This is a genomic window from Entomomonas sp. E7T21 (assembly GCF_058693955.1).
Map to the genome: position 1 here is coordinate 909571 of NZ_CP191672.1, position 25818 is coordinate 935388.

Consider the following 25818-nt stretch of genomic DNA (forward strand, 5'->3'; position numbering starts at 1 on the left):
TTATAAATCATATCAAGTGATTTTATTGACTATAAAATATAAAAATAATTGACAACACCCAAAAGGGACATAACTTGCTATTTAAATAAGATTAGCAGGTTTAGTTATGGCAAATTATGATTTATTACCTATTGGGAATCAAAAAAAGAGAAAACCAACCGTTGAAGAGTTTGCTCAACGGTATAATATTGATTTAACGCCAACTCAAGAAAATAACTCAAGTATATTAGGCCGTGTTGGTGATGCCAGTTTAGATTTAGCTAAAGGTGTGGTCGATACAGGTGAAGCTGTAGTCGGACTGGGTAATTTAGCCACAGGAGGTAGAGTAGGGAAATTATTACAAGATTATGTAGGTTATGATCCTAAACGTACTAAGGATTTACTGAGTAATAATTATTCTGCGGCAAGGCAGCAAGCTAATCAAGAAGTAGAAAAAGCAGATGGATTTATTGATACAGCTACGGCTATGTTAAAAAATCCTTCTACTCTTGTAGGTACAGTTCTGGAATCTGCACCCTCTATGTTAGGTGGTGGTGCTTATGCAAGGTTATTAGGTAAAGCAGGGATATTAGCCAATAATCCTGTTGCTAGAGGTACAATAGGTGAAGGTTTAGTAGGCGCAGGACAAACAGCAGAACAAATTAGGCAAGAAAATCCAGATAACTTATTAACAGGTAAGCAATCTTTAGCTTCTGCTGCTTCAGGTTTAACTACAGGTCTAATAGGTTATGGTGGTGGTCGATTAGCACAAAAAACAGGTATTTTAGATCCACAAACGTTATTAGCTGGTGGTAGTCAGTTACCCAAAGGACTAAGCAAAAAGACCTTTAGTAATATTATTAAAGGTGCTATCTCCGAAGGTGCATTTCAAGAACTACCTCAATCAGCTACGGAACAAATGTGGCAAAATTATGCTCAAGATAAACCACTATTAGAAGGTGTACCTGAAGCCGCAGCCACAGGTTTATTAGCAGGTGGTTTTATGGGGGCAGGTGCAAACTTAGCGCATAGTAGAAATAGTAGACCAGAACAACAATCACCTACTACCAGTAAAGAACTATTAAAGTTAGGCTATGATGCAACACCAAAACTAGGCTATGAAGGATTACAACCTGCACCAGATATTATTTATCAGGGTACAGACTATCAACCACCACCTCCAGCACAGATAGGTTTTGATAACCCTAATAATCCACAGTCAGCTAATTTTAATCCTAACTTATCTAATCAGTATGATCCTGTTATCGAAGGTTTAAATAAACAAGCTGATTTCTACGGTATGCCAGAACCTAGTAAACCTAGCGGTACAATTACCAAAGCTTTATTGGCTGGTGGACTTGGACAACAACAAAATTTGCAATCTCCCGTAGTAGATAATGTAACCAATCAATATTCCACTACTCCAACGAGTGAAATTAATCAATTATTGCCCCCTACTAATCAAGTTACTTCACAACTAGATCAACATTTTAATCTTCCAAAACAGTATGAGCCAAATAGTAAACCGAAAGAAGTAACTTTAAACCAATTAAAAGATATTGCTCGGCAGTATGACAATATTAGTACAAAACAACTAATGGAATATACAGGAAGTAACTATATTCAAGCGGTTAAAGCGATTAATCAAGTTAATCAAGAGAAAATGGTGCAGCCTAATCAACTGCCTACTAATGATAACTTATTAACTGAAGCAGAACTAAAAAACTACCAAGCTCAATATGACAAAAAGCAAAAACAGCTTAAAAGACGTAAAATCAATCCTGAAAAAGATACTCTTACCGATGCTATCATCAAATTAGGGGGTATTTCACCTGATTATAAATTAGATACTACAGGTGACACAGTAGGTAATAAATCTATAGTAGGTGTTGGCTATCTCTGGAGTAATAAAAATGGTGCTAGTATAGATGATGTTGCCAGAAGATTAGCTGATGAAGGTTATATACCCTCTAATACAATAAATAATGATGATGGTGTTAGATGGCTTCAACAAGCAATAGCAGATGAGCTAGCAGGTAGAAAAAAACATTATGCCCTTAACTCTGAAATGGCTTATTTACAGCAGTATGAGCAAGACCTATTAAATAAGCTAGAACAAGATAATGCGCTACGAGAAGAAGAATATAGTATCATACGTGAACAGTATGGCGCAGAAGCAGAACAACAGGCACGTTTCTATGATGAAAATGCCAGCAACTACTTTATGCAACTAGAGGAACAACTCAATGAACTCCAAAGACAAGCAACCATCCTCGAAGGTGAACCAGTCACAGAAGCCGATTCAACCAGCATTAACGACCAGTTACGGCAATACGATCAGCGAGCTAATCAAACTGAAGGAACAACAACTTCAGAAGTTGAAAGAACAACTAGCAACCAACAAGAAATAACTAACTTTAATCTACAGCAACAGACTGAACAAACACTTAGGCAGGAGCTAGAAGCTAGATTAGCTAAAGAGCAAAAATTAGCTAATGAAACAAAGCAGCAGCAACAAAAACAACAAGCAGATAATGATCTTAATAACTTTAAATTAACTGGGTCTAATAGAGATATTGATATTGCTGCTGCTAATAGTCAACAAGTACTTACCATTAACGACAATACAAAAAAAACTAATAAAGTAAAAAAAATACCTGAGAGTAAAAATAATTCTTCCAGTGAACAAAAAATTAACTTAACAGATGAGTTAGTTAATATATCAGAAAGTGATCTTAGTACTTTATTTGATGAAATAGCCAGTGAAACTAAAGCAGTAGAAACAGACAAGCCACTCAAAGAACGTAAACAACGTGTTAAGAAAAAACAAACTACCACTAAACGTACAGTATCCAAAGCAGAAAGATCAGATACTAATAATAAGCAGTCTGTTGATAGAACAGCCTCGCGTATTGCTAAAGATATTGGTGTTGACCTAACTAGTGCTGGTAAAAATGCTGTAAAAGGATTAGTAGAATTATTTGGTGGTAAAGGTAGGTTAAATAGTGGTTTATCTTTTGATGAGGAAACGTATACTAAAGCAAAGCCACACTTTGTCGCTATGTTAAAGGATTTTCAGAGTGCAGGTAAAAACTTACGTGACTTTATTAGGGCAATATTAGATAATTTTGGAACAGGTATTAAACCACACATTATGCGGTTTGCCCAAGACCTTAGAGAGGGAAATATAGATGTATCAGATGCCAGCATATCTATGGAACGAGATAGCGAAAACAGTGGAGTTGGAAACACCACTGTACAAGAAACTATTTCAGATGAATCAACAGGAACTAGACAAAGCACTGGAACAGCAAGCGAACCAGTTGGAGAGAGAGTATCCAGACAGCCAATCAGTGATAACCAGTTACCAAACACTGATGCCATTACTAATGGAGAGCCTAACGATAGCAGAATATATCGAGAAAACCCAGCAAGTAGAACTACGGAGTCCACTACCAGAGATAGCGAGCAAAGCAGAGTTAATAGCGATAGCGACCTACGACAAGATGTTGAGTCAGCAAGAACAACAGAAATTATTGAAGATAGTAGACAGCGAGATGCAGAAGCCTTATATGCAAGGCAATTAGAAGCTAATAAAACAATAACAACTAATTTTGCTGATAAAGATAATATAGAAAAAGCATTACCTGTTCTTTTCGATGCTCAAATAGACGATGTTTACAAAGCTGAGAAACGTTTTTATAAAGATAAAAAAAATGGAATGATGTTTACCAATGGTACTGGTACTGGTAAAACAGGTACAGGATCAGGGGTAGTTAGACGTTTTGTTAGTGCTGGTAAAAATAACATTATTATAGTAGTGCCTAATAATAGCATTGCTGGTGATTGGTTAGATTTTCTAAAAAATAAATTAGATGTTTCTGCTAGACAACTAACGGGTATTACTGATAGTGGTGGTGAAGGGGTAGTAGTTACAACTTATGCCAATTTTGGTTTAAATGATGCTATTACTAAGCGAACTAATGACTTAATTGTTGCTGATGAAAGCCACTACTTATCTAGTGAAGAAAACGGAGGTAATACCAATTATCTAAATAAACTTAGACTTATTACTGGACATAAGAGAGGCAAACACTTTTTTGCCGAATCCTATTTTGATACCGAATACAAAGAGTATAGTGATAATGTTGATAAACTATATGACAAAATAGAAAAATTAGATTCTGAAAAAGACAAGGTAGCTATCGAAGGATTCAGAAATAAAATAGATAACTTGCATAAGAAATGGCGATTAAAAGAAGAAGAAGCTAATGCCATTTTTGATAAAAGACCGAAGTCAAAAGTAGTAATGCTCTCAGCAACACCTTTCTCTTATGTAAAAAGTGTTGACTATGCCGAAGGTTATTTGTTCGATTATTCAACTATACCAGACTCTGATACAGGTGGTTATAATTCAGGTAATGCCAGAGAAAGATTTTTCATGGAAAACTTTGGCTATAGGATGCGCTACAACAAATTAACAAGACCAGATGGTAATGTTAATAATGAGTTAATGGAACAACAATTTAATGAAAAGTTACAGACTAGTGGAGCTTTATCAGGTAGACGCTTAGATATTCCTTATGATTATGATCGTAAATTCTTCTATACAGAAGATGCAGCAGGTACAAAACTAGATTTAGCTTTTGCAGCAATATCTGAAGCTCAACAAAAAGATAAAACTTTAAGAAATATACCTAGCTTATATGATTTATTTCCACACCATGAAAGAATGTACTTGTTGGAAGCTATCAAAGCTAAACATGCTGTTGATTATATCAAGCAAAATTTAGCATTAGGTCGAAAGGTTGTAGTATTTCATGACTTTAACAAGGGAGGTGCTTGGAATCCCTATGAACTGATGTTAAGCCGTATTAAAGATGGTAGTCATAGAAAAAAAATAGCGGCAATTCTAGCAAGGCCAGAATTTAAAGCTGATTTTTCTGATTTGATATCACCTATTGATAGATTTAGTAGAGATTTTGACAAGGTGCTATTTGTCAATGGTACGTTGACAAAAAAACAGCGTAAAACAAATTTAGCAAAGTTTAATGATGATAATTCAGGCTATGATTTACTAATAGCACAATCTGATGCTGCCCGTGAAGGCTCTAGTATGCATGATACTACTAGCCTACATAAACGTGTACTTATTAACTTGGGTATGCCTACAAGACCCGTTAAAGCTACTCAAATAGAAGGACGTATTTACCGTACAGGCCAAGCATCTGATGCAATTTTTAGGTACTTTACAACAGGTACTGGTTGGGAATCTAGCGCGTTTACCCACAAGGTAGCAGAAAGATCAGGTACAGCAGAAAATCTTGCATTAGGTAGAGAAGCCAGAGCTTTAAAAAAATCCTTCTTAGATGCCTATGCCAATGCCTCAGATATAGAAGTTAGTGATTTAGATGGAACTGGTGGTAAAGAGTATGATCAACAGCTTGCTAAATCTAGTGCGATTAGTCCTTTCGAGGCAGCCAAAACATACTATTATGGACAACAGAAAAATGCCAAACGAAGAGATCAAAGAGAAGGTTTAGATTACTATGCCACGCCTGAACCTGTTGGTTTTAAGGTAACTGAATGGGCTGATATTGTTCGAGGCGACAAAGCATTAGAGCCTTCGGCTGGTCATGGCGCAATTGCTCGTTTTATACCTGAAGGGGCAAAAATTACAGCGATTGAGCCTAGTTATAATTTATCGCAAAGAATTGGTTTAAGTAATGCTGATGCAACAATAATCAATGACCGTTTTGAAAACCATAATATAGTTAATAAATACGATGCTATTGTTATGAATCCTCCCTATGGCGCAGGGGGTAAAACGGCAATGGAACATTTACAAAAAGCTATCCATCATTTAAAACCTAATGGTCGTGTTGTAGCAATTGTGCCAATTGGACAATTTGATAAACGTTTTGATAACTTTTTAGAATCCAAAGAAGCCAGTAATATTAATATTGTGGCAAAAATACTATTACCTAGTATCACTTTTGAAAAAGCTGGTACTGGTGTGATGACACAAGTTTTAATCATTGATAATAATACTTTAGATCAAGGTACTACCAATATTGATTTAACAAGAACTAAAACCATCAATGAATTATTTGATCGAATAGAACATATCGACATTCTCAAACGCACTAGAGAAAATAAGGAAGAAGCTGAAGCCAGAAAAGAACAAGAAAAAGAACTTAAAAAACAACAGAAGTTAGCCGCCTTTGAAAAAGCAAAACAACAAGAGCTAGCAACTATTGACACTGTGGATACTAGGTCGGTGGTAAAGTTTGACGAAGATAATAATCCTATTTTTGCCGAACATACCACTAAATATGGTAAGGTGCTAAAAGGTGTTATTGCTAAGTTGACTAAAATCCAAGCACAAGCAATTGACCCTTACGCAATTAAAAAATCAAATGGCTATTTTATTCGTGAAAATTATTTAGACGAAAATAATAACTTTATTATTAGTAATAATAAAGAGTCTGACAGTAAACTAGTGATTAACTTAGCTGGTAATGGTAAACCTTTAATTGTTGAACATACAACAGCTAGAGGTAAAGTCATCAAAGGTATTATAGCTAATATCAGCAAGGAGCAAGCAAAAGCAATTGATAAATATACTTTCCAGAAAGAGGGTGGTTTCTTTATTCGTGAAGAGTATTTAGATGAAAATGGTAACTTACATTTAGATCAGCAGTATTCACGAAAAGGAATTAACCAGGGGAGCAATGCAGTAACTTTACGATCATTTATTAATAATACTACCAAACATTGGAAAAATGTACCTGCTACTACCATTGTTCAGTCTATAGAAGATTTACCTGAAGCGATCCGTCATAAAATAAACAAAGATAATGCCGATGATGCCAGTGGTATTCAACATAATGGCACAGTCTATTTAATTGCTGATAATATCGAATCGACTAAACATGCGTCCTTTGTGGTAGAACATGAGATATTAGGTCACTATGGGCTACGTGGTTTATTTGGTAATAGCCTAAATCCAATTTTAAATAATATCTACAATACTAATCCAGCAGTTAAACAACAAGCAGATCAACTATCAAAACAGTATGGCTATAGTAAATTATTAGCTACTGAAGAAGTGCTTGCTGATATGGCAACTACAGATGATATTCAAAATATGTCTTTTTGGAATAAATTAGTGGCTGCTTTTAGAAACTTCTCAAGAAAATTAGGTTTACCTATTAATTGGTCTACTAATGATATAGCTTCTTTATTAGGTAATGCGAGGCGTTTTGTAGAAAATGGCAGAAAGGTATCTATTGGCGATAATAATCAACAATATTCACGTCTCAGCCAATTTATTGATAGTGGCCTTAGTTGGTTAGATAATAAAATTGATAGATCACAGCCTTTAGCGGATCGTCTTTCACCAGCTCAACGTAGCATTATGAAAAATAAGTTTGCTATGTTCCAGCATGAAAGCATTAAAAATAAAATTGAAGGCATAACTGAAAACCTAGGTAAAAAATTTATTCAGGGTGTGTTTGACTCCTTTGCACCACTAAAAGAATTAAGTGAAACTGCTTATATGCAAGCTCATCTGTCAAAAGGCACAGAGGGAGCAGTAGAAGCTTTATTGCGCTTTGGTAAACCTAAACTTAGCCAAGGTGCATTAGATATAGATTCAGATGGGCGAGGATTATTTGGTATTTTATCAGAACTAAATTCAGGCGAAACCAATGAACTTAACGAATGGTTAAGCTGGATGGCAGCTAATCGAGCAGAACGATTAAAACAACAGGATCGAGAAAACCTATTTACAGATAGTGATATACAAGAGCTTAAAAAATTAAGTGATGGTACTATGACTGATGGTCGAAGCAGGGCAAAGGTATATAATCAAGTTAGAAAACAATTCATGGCCTACAACAAAGCAGTGTTGGATATTGCCGAACAATCAGGGCTAATAGATGGCGAAAACCGTAAAACGTGGGAAAGTGGTTTTTACTTACCTTTTTATCGTATTGCTGATGAAGATACTAATTTCAGTATAGGCAATGTCAATAAACTAGTAGGGCAGAAAGCATTTAAAAAACTTAAAGGCGGTACTAAGGCACTGGGTGATCTATTAGTTAATATTGTCTCTAACTGGTCACACCTATTGACTGCTTCCATGAAAAATCAAGCTGGTGTTACCTCTCTTAAATCTGCGGTTAATCTAGGGATTGCTGATAAGTTAGATAAAATAGGTGCAGGTGAGTATATCAACCAATCCACCAATGGTTACCGTAAAGGAGGCCAAAATATTGTTTGGGTGATGGAAGAGGGGCAACAAGAATATTACCAAGTAAATGATCCTTTGGTATTTGATGCGCTGAATATGATTAATCACAAAGGTTGGAATAATCCTCTGATTAATATCATGGGTAGCTTTAAAAAAGCTTTAACTGTTGGTGTTACAATCTCGCCTACCTTTAGATTAAGAAATTTAATCAGAGATACGTTACAGGCTACCGCAGTAGCTAACCTAAAATATAATCCTATCAGTAATGTAATAGATGGTTTTAATGCTTCTAAAATAGGTACTAATACCTTAAATCATCTAATGGCTGGTGGTGGTGCTATTCGCTTTGGCTCTATGAATGATGGCAACCAAGGTTATCAACTACGTAAACTAATGAAAGAACTTAGTATCAAAGAAGGACAGATATTAAATACTCGCTCCAAAGTAGAACATGCTCTATTTGAAGCATGTAATTGGTATAAGGAAGTCGGAGACAGAGCAGAAACTGTTAATCGGGCAGCTATCTATCAGCAAGCCATAGCAGCAGGAAAAAGTCATTTACAAGCAAGCTTTGAAGCACGTGATTTAATGAACTTTACAGCACATGGCAAATGGGCTTCTATTCGTTTTCTCAGTCAAGTAGTCCCTTTTTTTAATGCACGTTTACAAGGAATGTATAAACTGGGGCGGGCAGCTAAAAATGATCCTAAACGGTTTGCTATGGTAACAGGGGCTGTCGCTCTAGCTTCTTCATTACTGTATTTACTACAAAAAGATGACGATGATTATAAACAACTGCCAGACTGGGTACGGGATAATTACTGGTATGTGAAGCTAGCTGATAAAGCGTTATATATTCCTAAACCATTTGAAATTGGCGCATTAGGCACAGTAGTTGAACGTGGTTTAGAATTTGCGCTAGCTGGCAATGATTACACGACTAAAGATTTTGCAGGATCATTGACTACTTTACTGGCTGATCAACTAGCTATGAATCCTATGCCACAATTAATAAAACCAGCTTTAGAAGCAACTAATAATTATAATTCTTTCCTTGGTTCACCTATAGATAATATGGGGCAACAACGACTTGCAGCTAAAAACCGTTATACAGCAACCACCAGTGCAGGGGCTATAGCAGCAGGAAAGGTATTAAATATTTCACCACAGCGTATAGAGTATCTTGTGCGTGGTTATTTTGGTTGGCTTGGTTTACAGGTGTTAAATATTACTGATCTAGCCGCTAGACCTTTAGTAGATTTACCTAGTAATCCTAATCGAGATTTAAGCAAAGTTAATAATCTATTTATGATAGGAGATTTTATTAAAAATGCTGAAGTAGGTGCAGGTAGTAAATATTTGACGAGGTTCTATGACTCGCAACAAAAAATAGATCAAGTCTATGCTTCTCTATCAAATGCTCGCAAAAATGGTGAGCTAGAGTATGCCAAAGAGTTAGCGCAGGATAATAGATTAAAATCACGTCAGTTATATAATAATGCCAAAACTAGGATAGATAAATATTCACAGCAAATAAATGTGATTAGAGCTAATAAACAATTAACTGCCAGTATGAAAAATGAGCGTATCGAGATACTACAAAAAAGACGTAATAAGTTGGCTGAATCTGTAGATAAAATGGCAAGGGCAAGAGGATATTTGTAATACTGCTAATATCTAAAATAGTCTGTATAACGTCTGGAAACCCACCCTTGTACAAACTCACCATTTATCTCAACTTCAACTAGAAGCCATGAACGGTAAGTTTTTTTATCTATAACCTCAACGAGTGTTCCTATAGGTAGAGTTGTAATTACTTCAGATTTTGTACTAGGTCTACTTCTAAAGTTCAGAGAGTCTGCAATTGTGACACGATATCCTTTTAGAGATAACCAATCAGAACTTTTACTATAAGATCGGACAAAGGCTTTTGCCTCTGCGGGAGTTGATACATGTTCTAATTCTTTCCTAACTTCAGAAGATTGGGTCATCATGTGTGTAACTAAACAACTGAGAAAAAAAGGCAAAAAGTAATAATGATAAAGATAAGTAAGAATGTTCTTAGTTTTTTCTGAAAGAGTATTAAAATCTGTTGTAGATAACACTTCTTCACGTATTTGGGAATCTATTTCTAAAAAAGATTTATCAATTATCTGTTCGGGACTAATATTTGATAAACAGTCTACTGATGGACGATTAAATAATGGAGAGTTTTTTAAATTGGTTAATGCTTTGAACGAGGCAAGATTACTTATCTCAGAAAATTGTTTTAGTACCTCAATTTGACTTTTGGCAATTGAGGGTAATTGAAATGTTTTACTAAAATTTTCTAGGTGTTTTACTGCTTCTGGCTGCTGAAAATATAAACCTGATAATTTAGTTGCTTCTACAAACATTTTTAGTGAGCTTATAACTTCTGGTGTTTGTAGTGCAAGAGAAGCAAACTTATTTGATTTTGCGAGGTCGCCAGCTAGTTTTATAGCTGTTGATTCACGCCAAGCGAATGCCAATTTATTGTTTTCTGCTGCCAACTGAGCTAATTTCATAAGTCCAGATTGTCTTGTAGCCAAGGAAGTTAGATTATTAGTAGCGGCCTCATTAAGTTTTTGGATTGAACGCATTGTTTCAGATTCAAAGAAAGGTAAAGATGTAAATTTAGTCAACTCTTGCAATCTTTTAATAGACTCAGGCCAAGGATGGTTTATTGGGTGTTCAAGTTCTTTATCCATATTTAGGTATACCATTTCTTTATTACTGCTGGAGTGTCTTGGAGATAATTATTGATTAATGGCAATGTCTAGTATTTGTTGACTTATCTCTATGACAACCGTTTTTATCAGTACGTCCAGAGTGAGCCATACCTAAATTACTTATTAACAAACTACTTATAAGAATAATAAATATCACTTTTTTCATTGCAGGTCTTTAACTCTAACATTATTTGGCTTTCAATCTAATCAATATATCAAAAGGATTTTATTTTTAATAATGATTTTAAATGCATAGTATTATGAGTTTTTATTAATATATATAATAAAAGGGTAAGAGGGTATTTGTAAGTTTATTGACCGATACGTCAGAATGACGTAATATTCAAAGTTGGTGGTGCGCCTCGACTATTTTCAGGGGTAAGGATATGAGAATGACAGCATTAAACATTTCAAATAAGCATGATTTACTTAACTTGTTAGTAGAGGATTTAGCTAATAGAAGTTTATGTATCTGTGAAGATATAACTACTTTTTTAGTTAAGTATTTCAAATTATTCACTCAGGATATTATTGATTCTACTGAACAAGTTAAATTAATGAGCCGTGAAATAGTTAAACAGCAGGTCATTCAGAAACTCAAAGAATTTATAGATCAAAAATCAATCGAGTATGAAATGGCGAATCACCAGAATAGAAATAGAGATAAAAAATACTCACCAACACCTGAAGAGATTATAGCTTTTCGGGAGTCAGTAGGACTTACTTCACAGCAAGCAAGTGATTTAGTATATATTTCTCTCAATACATGGATGAAGTGGGAAACTGGTACAGGTAAGATGAGCTTGGCAACTTGGGAGCTTTTACAGTTAAAAGTTACTATAGAATCAATAATTAGTGAAACACAACACCGTATAGACGAAAGTAAATTTCCTTTACCTAGTGAAATAAAAGCATTAAGAGAAGCTAAAGGATTAACACAGACACAAGCAAGTAAATTAGTTTATGCCTTATTAAGACAATGGCAACGTTGGGAAGGTGGTACTAATGAAATGAATATTGCCATGTTAGAACTGTTTAGGCTAAAAGCAGAATATAACACTATCACCAGTGAATCGGAAGCACGTAAAAACAATGCTGAATAGAAATACTTGACAATACGTCTAAATGACGTATTATTTAGCATAAATAGTGCGCCTCGGCTAGTCAGGGGCAGGTTATAGTAAAATGGAAAAATCAATTGTTGTAGGTACTAAAGTATGGGATTCTTCATTGTATGGTTTTAAATATGGATATATTACACAGATTACAGAAGAAAATAATTTAAACCACTACCATATTATCTATGAAGATGGATCAAGTACACAAATTAATCATAATCAATTAAATAATGGTTATTCTTTTAAGATTTATGAAGCAATAGCCACAGATCACGAGTTAAAGTTACTCGCTACAATGTCTGAGCTATTTAATGCTAAAGAAGAAGCTGAAATCGAACTTGCTAAAAAAACTAGAATATTAGAAAAACAAAGAATACTTACCAGTGATGAATATACTCATTTAGAAGTTTTAACCGATAATCATGGTACTGGTGCAGTTAATAAAAATATTCGCAGCGATTTAAAAAAACATTTTAAAGACATTAAGTTTAAAGTATCAAAAGACCGTAATAGAACCTATGTTGAATGGACTGATGGTGCGACTGAGGAAGAGGTATATAATGTAATAGGCAAGTTTAATGCTTATTATACAGATGAATTAACAGGTGATTATAGGGATTATGAACCATCACCATTTAATGAAATATACGGTGGTGTTGATGGAGTATCCTTAACTAGAAACTCTAGTGATGAACTAAAGCTATTAGCAATCAATGAAATTAAAAAGTTATACCCTGAATATGAGATTAATTTAGAACTCTACAAAAAAGGGGATTTACATAATATTCCTGAATATGGTTTACGTTCTATAGGCGCACAAATATTTAGATTAATTAACAGTACATCATTCTACAAGAATAAAAAAGTATCTGTAGCTTCTAGTGATCAAGATAACGTCATAATTCATTAAACTCACTTTGGTGAGTTTTTTTATTTTAAATAATTTAAAAAAATGTTTGACTAGTACGTCTAAAAGACGTATTATAAAATCAAATGGTGCGCCTCGACTGATCAGGGGTAAGGAACTTAAAATGAGAGATATAATTACAATAGATTTACAAAAAGTATTAGCTAATAAAATGACTTTGTTAGGTAGACTATGGGGTAAACTAAAAGCAGAGGACGCTAAGAACTTAACAAATAAAGAAATAGAAAGAGTTTTTTATTCTGTTGTACTTCCTAAATTCTGTATAACTAATGCTAAAAACTTTAGGGATACCGATGCTCTATATTTTGAACATGGTCAATTAAAATACAGTGAAGAAAAACTTACAGAATCATTTAATAAAAGTATTGAAGAAACTGTAAACCATTTTCTAATCAGTGATACTTATTCTAAAATCATTAATAACTATACTGCCAATATTAAAGATATAAATATTGATCTAATACTATCTATATTGGAGGAGTGTGTTATTCAATTTTCTGATAACTTAAAAAGTTTAATAACTAGTACAGATATTAGGCATAGTATTTTATCACTTAATAAACCTGTTGATGGTTTTCGCATTATAGATAATAGAGCAAAAATCCTTATTCAAAAAGATTTAGAAGAAAAATTACTTAAATAGGTTTTAGCAATTCATCCTTTAGTTAAACAACTTAGTGCGCCTCGACTGATCAGGGGCAGGGTAATAAAAATGCAAAGCAACTATTTACCACCTTACGATATTTATTATTTAAGAGCTAAAACGATGGGCGATATTATTGACCTAATCAATATAGCTTATGTAGTAGGCCAGCCTTACAGAACACCAGAATATTATGCGGCTGTTCATGTTTTTGAACATGTATGGAATAATTTAAATAGTCCTTATGAGGACGATGAAGTAATTGATCTCAATTCTGTAACCTATGATGATATTAAGCATTTATTTGCTGAAGTGTTTATATTCTCATCCAGATACAATGAAGATATTGCAATGGTAATTCTCTCTGAAAATTTTACTTATTGGCAGGGATTAAAACTAGCAGAAGAAAATAAAACACAACAAATACAAGTGGACTACTGGTTAGAGTTTGTTAATGTAGATGAGATTACCAGTTTTATCATTGATAGAAACCAGTGGGAAGCTATGAGCAAACAAGAATGTGATAAATTAATGGATGAAAAATATAAAGAGTTAATCAAAGGTAAAATTATGGGTAATCGTAGATTAAGAAATATTTAAGAAGAGGTTATGTAATAAAAAATTAGACTGCTCACAAACTAACTATTAAGCCCACTTTTTTAAGTGGGTTTTTTATTGCCTAAAAAGTATAAAACGGCTTGACAACATTATAAAGGGACATAATTTGAATAGGGTTATAAATGAACTCACTTGGAGAGATATAGGTAATTATTTGTTATGGCTAATGCTAAATATGACTGGGAAGCAATAGAGAAAGACTACAGACTGGGACAGTTATCTGTAAGAGCTATTGCTGAAAAACATAATTTTAAAGGTTCACACAGTACAATAACAAGTAGAGCTAAAAGATATGGTTGGACACGCAACATTACAAAACAGGTTCAAGAGCTTACGAGAGAGGGGTTGGTTAGTGGTGTATATAAAGATTGCGCACACTTTGCGCACACCCCCACGCGCGAGGATATCAAAGCAGCAGCATTAACCAACATTCAAGTTATTACCCAACATCGTAAAGATATTCGCACAGGAAGAGAGTTAGTTAATCTATTTATGGGGCAACTCCAAGAAGCAGCTACTAATCGAAATGAAATAGAAGCAGCTATCTTATCTGAAACAGAAGAGGATCAAACTACCGTTAGGCGCAGTGCTATGTTAAAAGCTGTTGCTTTGCCTACTCATGCTAGCACCTTACGTGATTTATCTACTACTCTTAAAAATCTAATCCCTTTAGAACGCCAAGCTTACAATATCACAGATGAAGTAGAAGGCGAGTCCTATGAAGAACGATTAGCACGCTTAGCAAGTGAGGCCAAAGATGTCTAATTGTGCATCTAAAACGGCTGACAGCTATTTTAAGCGCATGATGACAGATGATGCTTATTATTTTGCTAATAATCTTAAGATCATTGATAAAGATGGTGAAATAGTACCTTTCTATATGAATGAAGCACAAAAGATAGTTCATGATGCAGTAGAAAAGCAATTACAAGAAAATGGTAAGGTTAGGGCAATTTGTGTAAAGGGTAGACAGCAAGGCATTAGTACTTATGTTGGTGCGAGATTTTATAAGCGTACCTCTAGCAAAACCAATAAGAAAACTTTTATTCTTACCCATGATCTTGATGCTACAGATAACCTATTTAATATGGCTAAAAATTATTATGATCTCAGCCATGATGAATTTAAGCCAAAAATTAATGCTAGGAATGCTAAAACATTATCCTTTTCAAAGTTAAATAGTAGCTATCGTGTAGCTACAGCCAAAAATAAAACAACAGGACGCTCTTTTACTGCACAATTTTTTCATGGCTCTGAAGTGGCTTATTGGCCTTTTGGTATCAATATTATGGCAGGTCTTGGGCAATCAATACCAGATAAGGAAGGTACAGAGATATTTTTGGAATCTACGGCTAATGGTATGAACTTTTTTCATGAGCGTTGGAAATTAGCTGTTGCTGGTAAGTCTGATTATATTCCTATTTTTGTACCTTGGTATATTCAAGAAGAGTACAGAAGAGAACCAACCAAAGATTTAGAGCTAAATGAATATGATCTTGAGTATATGGAAACCTATGGCCTTGATATTAACCAGATGGCATGGCGAGCTAATAAAATATTCTCAGATTTTAACGGCAGTAAAGACGTATTTAACCAAGAATATCCTGCTACCTGTGATCTCGCTTTCCAAAAAGTAGGCCACCAGCCATTAGTAAGCACCTTTGCTGTTACCAAGGCTAGAAAGCAAGTAGCAGCATATATGCAAAGGATAGGCGCGCATGTGGTAGGTGTAGATGTGGCTCGCTATGGTGATGATGATACCAGTATTTACCATCGACAAGGTCGAGTCGCTTGGAAAGAAGGATCATATAATGGTCTATCCGTGCCAGAAGTAGCTAGTATCTGTGCCAACCTATTACGCAATGATCCTAGTATTAGAATGATGTTTATTGATATTACGGGTGGATTAGGTGCTGGTGTTTATGACTTACTAGTATTATGGGGGCATGGTAAACGTGTCACGCCTGTAGTTTTCAATGCTAAACCTAGTGATCCACGCAAATACTACAATAAACGTGCTGAAATATGGGGAGAAATGGCAGATTGGATAGCTGATCCTATTACACCTTCTATTCCAGATACTGATCGCTTACATATGGATTTAACTGCACCTAGTTACTCCTTTACCCACAATGGGCAAATCAAACTAGATTCAAAAGAAAAAATCAAGAAAGAAACAGGTAAATCCCCTGATGATGGTGATGCTCTAGCTTTAACCTTTGCTGCACCTATCCAAGCGGATGACAGTTATACACCAGATTGGCAGAAAAACCTTACTAACTCAGATTTAGATTACATGGCTGCATAATATGATAGTAAATGAAGAGCTAGATATAAAAGAAACGGATGATACTCAACTATGTGCTATGAATTGGCAACGCTACAACTACGGTATGCGTAAAGGCCACAGTGATTATTGTCAGGAAGCGAAAGAAAATGAAGCCTTCTATCTTGGTAAGCAGTGGTCTGATGCTGCCCTAGCAGTCATGCAACGCCTTAAAAAACCTGCCTTAACCATTAACCAAATTCTACCGAGGATTAATGCAGCCATTGGCTATCAGATTGCCAATCGAGCAGATATTAGCTATCGTCCTCGTGGTGGTGTAGCCAATGATGAACTAGCAGCTACTTTATCAAAGCTAGCAATGCAAATAGCTGACAATATTAATTTTCATTGGAAAGAAACAGAGCTTTTTGCAGATGGTTTAATAATGAAGCGTGGTTACTATGATATAGGTATTAGCTACGATGATACTATTCTTGGTGAAATCTCAATAAATATACTTGATCCATTGGATGTTATACCTGATCCTGATGCTAACGACTATGACCCTGATAACTGGCAAGATGTTATTGTTACACGTTGGTTTACCATAGATGAAATTGCCAGTACTTACGATATTAACCCATCATCATTAAAAACATTATTAGAGGCACAAGAACCCTCTAACAACTTTGGTGATGGACTAGATGAAGAAGAAACACGTAATAGTTTTGCAGGTAGTTATTCCAGCAGTGCCAGATTATGTAGTGATGGCATAAAACGTTATAGAATTATTGATCGTCAATATTGGGTAAATGAACAAGTAGATGTGTTTATTACTCCTACTGGTGATATTCGTATCGCTCATGCACTGAAAGAAGAACAAAAGAACCATTTAATAGCGAGTGGTTATTTTCTGCATAAAATGCAACGTAGGGTAGTAAGAAGAGTGGCTACTACCTCCAATGCTGTTTTATACAATGAAATCTCACCTTACAACCATTTTACAATAATTCCCTACTTCCCCATGTTTAGGCGTGGCCTTACCCTTGGCTTAGTGGATAATGCCAAAGACCCACAAAAACTACTTAACAAAACACTGAGTCAATCACTGCATATAGTTAATACCACAGCTAATAGTGGTTTTGTTAGTTGGGAAAATACCCTTGCTAATATGTCCAATGAGAAATTAAGTGAAGTAGGTTCTACGATTGGACTTAATTTAATTCTAAAGCATGATACCGATCCATCCAAAGTACCCTTCAAACTACAACCTAATCCTATTCCTTCAGGTGTTACCAACTTAACGGATAGAGCAACCGTAGCAATCCATGATGTAACAGGTATCAATGAAGCCATGCTAGGCCAACAAGGCCAAGAGATTAGTGGCGTAGCTATACAGAGTCGCCAATTTGCAGCACAACAGCAACTAGCTTTAGCTTTAGACTCATTGGCGCGCACTCGTAATATGGTAGGTCGCTTCTTTATTGAACTTATTCAAACCTTCTACGATTTACCACGCACTAGGAGAATTACCAATACGGATATTAATGGTAAACAAACATCTGAAGAAATCTATCTTAACTATCCTTTAGAAGATGGACGTATCTTAAATGATCTTACCATTGGTGAATATGATGTAGTGATCAGTGAACAACCGATGCAAATTACCTTTGATAACAGCCAATTTAACCAACTAATAGAATTGGCTAACAAAGTACCACAAGTAGTTACCCCTGAATTTATCCGTATTCTAATTAGATACAGCAATATTACCGATAAACAAGACATGCTAGATGCACTCACCAAAATGCAAGAACCACAAACTGACCCAGTAGAAGAGGCCAAGGCTCAAGAAATTATGGCCAAGATTGAAAAACTACAAGCCGAAGCCGAAAGAATCAAAGCTGACTCAGTCAATAAAGGTATTGAATCAGTCTATAGCGGTGTACAGGCTGCTAATGTTATAGCTGCTACACCACAAACAGCACCTATTGCTGACCAACTATTAAAATCAGCAGGTTATCAAGATAAAGATCAACCACCTATTGTAGCTACACCTACTCAACAACTACCCGAAGCTGAACTAGCGAATCCAACTAATACTAATCCCTTAACCCCTGCTAATCCTGATGTGGGAATAATGCAGGGAATCAGAACACCACAAATTGATTAATAACCTAAGAGAGAGTAATACTATGTCAAATGAAGCAATAAATACGATCAACGATGATTTACCTTATGATCCTGATGCAGATGAAGTGACTAATGAAGAAATAGTAACAGATGAACCAGAGACCAATAAAGAAACAGTAGATAAATCAACAGAAGAAATAACTGATGAACAACAAGAAGAGGTCAAGGAAACAGCCAATCAGCCTCCTAAATCAGTGCCTTATCAGCGATTCCAACAAAAAGTACATGAAGCGAATGAACTTAGTCAAAAGTACCGTGAATTAGAATTAGAGCTTGCTCGTTTACAAGGTGCCGCTTCTGCACAAACTAAACAACAAGCAGAACCACCTAAAGAACCAGAGCTTAATATTAAGCAACTAAGACGTGATTACTATGAAGCAATGGCAATAGGTGATGATGATAAAGCACTGGAAATCCAAGAACAAATAGACACTTACCATGATAAACTCACTGAAGAAAAGACATTAAAAATAGCTGAAAAGGTTATCAAAGAAAGGGAAGAGGCCAAACAGAAGGAACAGCAGCAACTTACTCAAGCCGAAAATAAAAAATATGCTAATGAGTTTTTAGAAAAGTATGATTATCTAAATGATGAATCAGCTAACTTTGATCCTGATGCGTTTGAAGTATTTAGTGCCTTCTTTAAATCATCCATTGAAAGTGGTAATAAAACCTTTAAAGAAAGTTTAGATTATGCTGTTAGTAAAGTAGAAACATTAACTAATCGGCAAACTACTCAACCAGTACAGAAAAAACCAACTTTAACCAAGGAACAAGTTGAAGAACAGTTAGTACGTGCTAATAAAGCTACACCACAAATCTCCAAAAAAGGCACATCAGGTAAAGATATAATTGTTGACCCTGCTGATATGTCAGAAGAAGAGTATGAAAAGTTTAGAGATAATGGTGGGAGGTTTGATTTTGAAAGTTAATAATAGAAAGGCTAGTTTAGTTATTTCTTATTTAATTGAATAATCTATTGGTCAGAATTTAAATCATTTGTCCTGATATAGTAAAAGGTGAGTTTAATATTATACTTTAGTCTAATAATGGTGGCAATATGCCTTCTTTTATTGATGGTTATTAGTATATAAGTTATTTTAACCTTATATAAAATAGTTATTAATTATCAAAAGGAAATGGTTATGTCTGATCCATTACAGAAGCGAAAATATACAATTGATTTTTTCCAGATTACAATTATGCCAACTGCTGAAATAAATGAAGTGGAAAGTGGCTTTGAGATGATGATGGATGATCAAATAGACTCAACTTTGACGACATCTAACTATTTATATGATCTTTGGGGTGTAAAAAAAAGAACTAGGCCTGTTTCAATTGCTGGAGAGTTCAGAAAGTTTAGAAAACAAGATCTTGAATATGGGTTACCTAAGAATGAAGGGCAACCCCTTGATCTAGGAGAAAATGGATTAATTGAAAAGAATTGCTTTGTATATTATCCAGAAAATCAAATTTTAGGATGGTGCAGAAATGGAAATGCTTGTACTACTAAAAGATTAGAGACTTTCCTACAGGAGAAATGGGGTACGGATGTGTCAATTATACCTGTAATTAGAGCGGATGCAATTAAACGACTGTTGAGCGGAAATTCTATTTTAAAAAGAATAGAAATTACTGTTCCAAAACCAACAAATCCAGACATGATTCCAAGTAATGATTTTTCTGCCCAAACTCTACAAATGCTTAATAGTTCAGATGCAGATAGTATGTATGTTGAAATGAGAATTGATGGAAGAAAGGGAAATAGCAATAAGTCCCTAAAAGATAATTTAAAATTTGCAGTTAGAGAGCTTTTTGAGATGGGGGCAACTAAGGCAAAAGCTGTAGTTGACGAAAATGGAGCTATTTATCCAATAGACTTGATTGCTGATAGAGTTTACTCTATTCAAGAAATTGAAACAAATGGAAATCCTCCTTCTGGTACCATTCATAAAGTGATTGATTCAGCAATGAACGAATGTAGAGAATCCATAAATGAATATTTTGGAACGGGTGATAAAAAACTTTAGAAGAATATTTTGCTCAACACAGAGCTTTATATCATTATTGGTTGTGCATAGTTATATTTGGTTTTGTTTAAATATTAATCCAACTCGTCTTTTTGAAGTTAATAATATTGTAATTAATTTAAGTAGCGTGCTTCTCGGATTTTTAATTACTTCGATAGCTATTTTGACAGCAATAATGGATAGAAAGTTAATTGCAAATATGAGAAAAACAGGGCATTTTAAAAACCTGATGACCGAAGCTTTCATAGCATCAGGATTATTGTTATGTTTAATCATTATGGGTGTAATAAATTTGTTTATTAGTGAATCTTATTTGTATTGTACTATGGGAATACTAATATATTTTTTATCTCTAAGCTTTTTATATGTGTTAGTTTTAGGAAGGATATTTTATAAAGTCATTATTATAGTTTAACTATTTTTATACTTAATTTTAAGGAATGAGGTATTTAATTAATATTTGCAATACATAATAGCTACTTTTTTTGTAAATTTAAGTATACCCAACTTCAAACGTGGTGTTTTCTTATAAGCAAAAAATTATATGATAATACTTGACAACTAATAAAAAGGACATAACTTAATTAGCATGGATAGAGGAAGTTTACTATATTTATTTCTATTCGATAGTCTATAACTTATCCTCTATCCATATCCTTCGCTTTAATAATTAAGCTCGCTCACTAAGAATAGTGTTCTTCGTCTGCTGGACGTAAAACAGGTATGCGCCGACAGCATTTAAAGGTCGTTTCTTCGTCATTGGACGTTAAATCAAAGACATTGAAACTAAATTTAAATATTGGAGATTTTATTATGGCGGAAACCTCTTTTGCCGAACAGCAATCCAAGCAAAAAATAGCTTGGTGTAAAGACATTTGGTATGAAGCTAAAAAACAATCAGAACTACCTAAGTTTTTAGGTAAAGGTGCAAAGGCTGTATTTACCTATGTCACTGAACTTACTCAAACTAAGCAAGGTGCTAAAGCTATCTTTCAATTATTAGCTCCTCTCATGAAAGATGGGGTAGCTGGTGATAATCAGTTAGTGGGCAATGAAGAAGAAATGACTGCCCATGACCAAGAAATTACCCTAGATCGTTTAAGTCATGCAGTTAAAAATGTAGGTCGTATGGATGACCAGCGTGGCAATATTCAATTTGCTAAAGTGGCTAATCCACAACTCTCTGAATGGTTAGCTGATCGTGTAGATCAACTAGCCTTTTTAACCTTATTAGGTATCAGTTATGACTACAACCTAGATGGTTCTAAGCGTAATGATCCTACCTTCCAACAATTAGCCTTTGCTAAAGATGTCAAAGCACCTTCTGAAAATCGTTATCGTGTTTGGTCAGGTGGCAAACTTGTAAAAGCGGGGAATAACGTACTAACTGCAACTGATACGCCTAATCATAAAATGCTTACCGACATGATTACAATGGCTAAGCGTCACAATATCAAGCCATTAATTGTCAGTGGTAAAAAGCACTACATCATCTTTATGGATGCTACTGCTATTGGGGAACTAAAAAAAGACCCTGATTTTATGAAGTCTATTATCAATGCCTCTGAACGTGGCAAAAATAACCCTTGGTTTACGGGTGCTATCGTTACCCATGATGGTGCAGTAATTCACGAAACCGAACGAGTCTTTAATACTTTACATGCTCCAGCAGGTGAGAAATGGGGCGCAGATAGTAAAGTCAACGGTGTGCGTATAGGTTTAGCAGGCTGTCAGGCAGTAGCTTTTGCCCGTATTGGTGATGGTACTTGGGATACTGAGAAATTTAACTATGGTAACCAAATTGGTGTAGCACATGGTCGTATTATTGGCTTCCTAAAACCCACATTCCCTTCTAGCTACTCAGGTACGGTAGAAGACTTTGGTGTACTCACTGTTGATTGTGCAATACCAGGAGATGACTAATGAACAGACAACCAAGTAACAAGCCAGATAAGCCATTTATCACTAAACATTCACGTCATCAATACAGTGGTAGCACCGTTATTGAATTATACCCTAGTGATTTTTCAGTACGTACAGAACGTTATGCTTTAGCTCTTCATCCCGACACCATTATTACAGGTGGACATTTTATTGTAGAAGAAGCATTTGATAGTGGCACTATCAAGATTGGTGATGATGAAACAGCTGATTGTTATCTAGCTGATACACCACTTAATACAGTAACTGTTAAGCCATTATTAGTGACAGGCAAAGTAACCCATGTATTAAATCAAATCAAACTAACCCTTGATGCTGTTTTATCTGGTGATAAGGGTAAAGCCATCTTAATTGTTGACCATGTAGGTGTAGGTAAATCCAACTGGACTATCAATAACGTTAATAAGGAATAAATAAAATGAGTTATGCAACCATTACTGTATTACCACCAGTGGGTAAAGAAAAAGTAGTTATTTGTTTGGAATCAGGGCATTCAGCACTTATTGCAAAGAAAGGCGGCAAGGGAACAGATATTAGCTCACGCTTCCAGCAAAAAGCAGCACTGATGGGCTGTATTATCAGAAACATGGTAGAAGTCAAACAAGAAGAAAAACCTGCTAAAGATCAGGTAATTACTTCGATTATAGAAGCCATTAAAAAATTACAACCTGATGAGTACAGTGCTGGCTATCCTAACCTTGAGGCTGTGATTAAACAAGCTGGCTTTAAAGTGAGTCAATCACAACTCACCAAAGCATGGACTGCCTTTCAACAAGAGGCTGTGCAGTAATGCTAGTGTGTGAACTCATTAAAATCTATCGTGAAGAAGAGAAGGATAAAATACCTAGTTATTTCACTAGCGACTTTATGCTTATTACCTATCTTAATGATGCGCTTAATGAGTTTGCTAAAAAAACCATGTCATTCTATGACACCAGCAGTCCATTAACACAAGTCTATGTACCTAAAGAACAACATCTTTTACCTTTTGATCAACGTATTTTAGAGATCAAACAGGCCATCGTTAGAGAAACAGGGGATAATCTTCGTATTATCTCTGCTAATGTAGCTGATCCTACCCCCTATTCATTATTACTGAATAGCGAAGCAGGGGAAATGATCCTAACCAAAAAATATCATTATCCTGTCAATATCTATCTAAGAGTCATTAGAAAACCACTTAAACGACTAACTTTAGAAGATATTAACCAAATAATACCTGATATTAATGAAGAAGATTATCGTGTATTACTACATTACATTAAATATCTAGCCTTTAGTGTGGCTGATGCTGACATATTTGATCCTAATCGAGCCGCTACTAACTTAGCTTTATTTGAACAAAAATGCCAACAAATTAAAGATCAAAATTTACGTAGACGTTCAGCTATTCAACCTATAGCTATGGAGTGGATATGGAACGTGTAATTAATTGGTCGTTAGGATCAAATAATGTGACAGCCATTGAACGATTACCAGATGGCTTTGTACGAAGCATTGTTAATTTAGATGCTGGTGATCTGCTTAGTTTGCGTACTGGCTTTGAAAAAGTATTAGCAGGACAAAATATCAGAGCGTTATTTAGCATTGGCAATGATTTAATCATTGTCGATAGTGATCAGCTAATTTGTTTTGATACATTAACAGGTACTTCAGATACATTAATTAATGTGCCTGAGAATGGAACTGTAGCTGGTACGTTATTTAACGAGCAGCTTTATCTTATTATTGCCAACCAATCTTATCGGATTAAAGGCCGAGTAGTTAAGCAATGGATAATTGCTAATCCTAAAGTTAATTTATCTATTGGTAAAGGTAATTTACAGGGTGGACGCTATAAGCTAGCAGTGACTAGCAATGGTGAAGAGGGCGAGGAGTCAGGGGCAGATATTTATTTTATAGATGTACCTGATAATAGCTCTATTCAAATTAACAGTAACATTAGAAGCAACGTTTACGCCACTGAACAAAATTCAGAGATTCTATATTACCAAGGTCTTGCTGATGATAGTTATACCATTCTTAACATTGAATCAGATACTAAACGTCTTGCTACTGGCAATATGTATCCCTTCCCTTATGTCACCAACCTAGTTAATTATCATGGTGTGATTATTGGTAGTATCGACAACTATCTGTATTTCTCAGCTCCTTTTATGCCTCATTTAATTAGAGCAGAAAGAGGATTCTTACAATACCCTGCACCCATTAGCATTATTGCGCCTGTAGCTGATGGTATCTATGTAGTAGCTGATAAAACCTACTTTATAGCCAACCTCGAAAACGACCAAATAAACCAAGTCAAAGTATCTGATACAGATGCAATCAAAGGTACATATACCCCATTACCTGATGGGCGTGCTGCTTGGTTCTGTCGTTATGGACAAGTAATAGCTGGCATGAGTGGTGAATTAGCAACACCCAACAAAGGTATCTACGCACCTGAAGTTAAACAAACAGGCGCAGCAGGGTACTTAGAACATAACGGACGACAACTCATCGTCAATTCATTAGATAAAAATAGTCATGCTAATAATAACCTTGCCATTGGTGATTATTGGGAAATTGAAATAGATGGCGAGGTATGCACATGTTAGATCGTATTGTATTAGATGGCTTTGTATGGCAATCAACCGTCTACGACAAACAAGGCAATATTGTAGACCAATGGGAAGAACATAACCTGATCCCCAATGAAGGCGTTGCTTTTTTAATGCGTTCTCCTTTTGGTGATGCGCAACCTGTAAGCAATTTTTATTGTGGTATTTTTAAAGGTAACTATCTACCTACTGCCGCCTCTAAAGCCACAGATATTCCCAATATAGGTGAAGTGACGAGTTATCAAGAAGTGAGCAGACCTTTATGGAACAAAGTATTTGATGGCAGCAATACCTTTTCCAATAGTAGCAATCCAGCCATATTTACCTTTACTGAAGAACAAACCATTAACGGTTACTTCTTAGTATCCAGCGATATTAAAGGATCTAGTAATGGCATTTTATTATCCATTGCAAGGTTATCTACGCCAAAAACCGTTTCAGAAGAACTAAAGGTTAAAACCAGACTTTCTTATTTATCAGGCACAAGTTTATAAG

The 25818-nt window shown here is 35.1% G+C and carries 19 protein-coding genes; 17 read left to right on the forward strand and 2 right to left on the reverse strand.

Annotation, left to right across the window (positions count from 1 at the left end; all coding sequences use genetic code 11):
• Positions 1–106: 106 nt before the first annotated feature.
• Positions 107–9901 carry an LPD38 domain-containing protein gene (locus ACQVD9_RS04415; RefSeq protein WP_264747650.1) on the forward strand — a complete coding sequence of 3265 codons (9795 nt, stop codon included), beginning with the start codon at positions 107–109 and terminating at the stop codon, positions 9899–9901.
• Positions 9902–9906: 5 nt separating this feature from the next.
• Here the strand turns inward: ACQVD9_RS04415 and ACQVD9_RS04420 are convergent, their stop codons facing one another.
• Together ACQVD9_RS04420 and ACQVD9_RS04425 are read right to left on the reverse strand one after the other, a co-directional pair.
• Positions 9907–10965, reverse strand: a complete 1059-nt coding sequence (locus tag ACQVD9_RS04420; protein ID WP_264747651.1) for an SH3 domain-containing protein — start codon at positions 10963–10965, stop codon at positions 9907–9909.
• A gap of 55 nt (positions 10966–11020) precedes the next feature.
• Positions 11021–11152, reverse strand: a complete 132-nt coding sequence (locus ACQVD9_RS04425; RefSeq protein ID WP_201091229.1) for a YHYH domain-containing protein — start codon at positions 11150–11152, stop codon at positions 11021–11023.
• Between the two features lie 226 nt (positions 11153–11378).
• Between ACQVD9_RS04425 and ACQVD9_RS04430 the strand changes: the two genes are divergently transcribed.
• The 16 genes from ACQVD9_RS04430 (at position 11379) to ACQVD9_RS04505 (ending at position 25817) form a co-directional block, all read left to right on the forward strand.
• Complete coding sequence (locus tag ACQVD9_RS04430; RefSeq protein ID WP_264747652.1) at positions 11379–12089, forward strand: hypothetical protein; 711 nt, start codon at positions 11379–11381, stop codon at positions 12087–12089.
• A gap of 82 nt (positions 12090–12171) precedes the next feature.
• Entirely contained in the window at positions 12172–13014 is an 843-nt protein-coding gene (locus ACQVD9_RS04435; protein WP_264747653.1) for an LPD29 domain-containing protein, read from the forward strand.
• A gap of 121 nt (positions 13015–13135) precedes the next feature.
• The gene (locus ACQVD9_RS04440) at positions 13136–13675 is read left to right on the forward strand and encodes a hypothetical protein (protein WP_201091107.1); all 540 of its coding nucleotides are present in this window, start codon (positions 13136–13138) and stop codon (positions 13673–13675) included.
• A 69-nt stretch (positions 13676–13744) separates the two neighbouring features.
• Positions 13745–14275 (forward strand): hypothetical protein, encoded by a 531-nt coding sequence (locus ACQVD9_RS04445; protein WP_264747654.1) that lies wholly within the window; start codon positions 13745–13747, stop codon positions 14273–14275.
• Positions 14276–14452: 177 nt separating this feature from the next.
• Complete coding sequence (locus tag ACQVD9_RS04450; RefSeq protein ID WP_264747655.1) at positions 14453–15058, forward strand: hypothetical protein; 606 nt, start codon at positions 14453–14455, stop codon at positions 15056–15058.
• Positions 15051–16601 (forward strand): terminase large subunit, encoded by a 1551-nt coding sequence (locus ACQVD9_RS04455; protein WP_264747656.1) that lies wholly within the window; start codon positions 15051–15053, stop codon positions 16599–16601. The genes ACQVD9_RS04450 and ACQVD9_RS04455 overlap by 8 nt, the downstream gene beginning before the upstream one ends.
• Position 16602: 1 nt before the next feature.
• Complete coding sequence (locus ACQVD9_RS04460) at positions 16603–18732, forward strand: portal protein (RefSeq protein WP_264747657.1); 2130 nt, start codon at positions 16603–16605, stop codon at positions 18730–18732.
• Between the two features lie 22 nt (positions 18733–18754).
• Positions 18755–19684 (forward strand): V-type ATP synthase subunit I domain-containing protein, encoded by a 930-nt coding sequence (locus ACQVD9_RS04465; RefSeq protein WP_264747658.1) that lies wholly within the window; start codon positions 18755–18757, stop codon positions 19682–19684.
• 213 nt (positions 19685–19897) lie between these two features.
• Positions 19898–20782: a DUF6731 family protein gene (locus tag ACQVD9_RS04470; RefSeq protein ID WP_201091101.1), complete on the forward strand. Its 885-nt coding sequence runs from the start codon at positions 19898–19900 to the stop codon at positions 20780–20782.
• The gene (locus ACQVD9_RS04475) at positions 20748–21197 is read left to right on the forward strand and encodes a hypothetical protein (protein ID WP_201091100.1); all 450 of its coding nucleotides are present in this window, start codon (positions 20748–20750) and stop codon (positions 21195–21197) included. The genes ACQVD9_RS04470 and ACQVD9_RS04475 overlap by 35 nt, the downstream gene beginning before the upstream one ends.
• Before the next feature lie 398 nt (positions 21198–21595).
• Positions 21596–22705 (forward strand): phage capsid family protein, encoded by a 1110-nt coding sequence (locus tag ACQVD9_RS04480; RefSeq protein ID WP_264747659.1) that lies wholly within the window; start codon positions 21596–21598, stop codon positions 22703–22705.
• On the forward strand, positions 22705–23136 hold the full coding sequence (locus ACQVD9_RS04485; protein WP_264747660.1) for a hypothetical protein: 432 nt from the start codon (positions 22705–22707) through the stop codon (positions 23134–23136). Before ACQVD9_RS04480 ends, ACQVD9_RS04485 begins: the two co-directional genes overlap by 1 nt.
• 5 nt (positions 23137–23141) lie before the next feature.
• Positions 23142–23513 carry a hypothetical protein gene (locus tag ACQVD9_RS04490; protein ID WP_264747661.1) on the forward strand — a complete coding sequence of 124 codons (372 nt, stop codon included), beginning with the start codon at positions 23142–23144 and terminating at the stop codon, positions 23511–23513.
• Positions 23513–24151 (forward strand): hypothetical protein, encoded by a 639-nt coding sequence (locus ACQVD9_RS04495; RefSeq protein ID WP_264747662.1) that lies wholly within the window; start codon positions 23513–23515, stop codon positions 24149–24151. The genes ACQVD9_RS04490 and ACQVD9_RS04495 overlap by 1 nt, the downstream gene beginning before the upstream one ends.
• Positions 24139–25320 carry a hypothetical protein gene (locus ACQVD9_RS04500; RefSeq protein WP_264747663.1) on the forward strand — a complete coding sequence of 394 codons (1182 nt, stop codon included), beginning with the start codon at positions 24139–24141 and terminating at the stop codon, positions 25318–25320. The genes ACQVD9_RS04495 and ACQVD9_RS04500 overlap by 13 nt, the downstream gene beginning before the upstream one ends.
• Positions 25314–25817, forward strand: coding sequence for a hypothetical protein (locus ACQVD9_RS04505; RefSeq protein WP_264747664.1), 504 nt, complete (start codon positions 25314–25316; stop codon positions 25815–25817). The genes ACQVD9_RS04500 and ACQVD9_RS04505 overlap by 7 nt, the downstream gene beginning before the upstream one ends.
• Position 25818 lies beyond the last annotated feature (1 nt).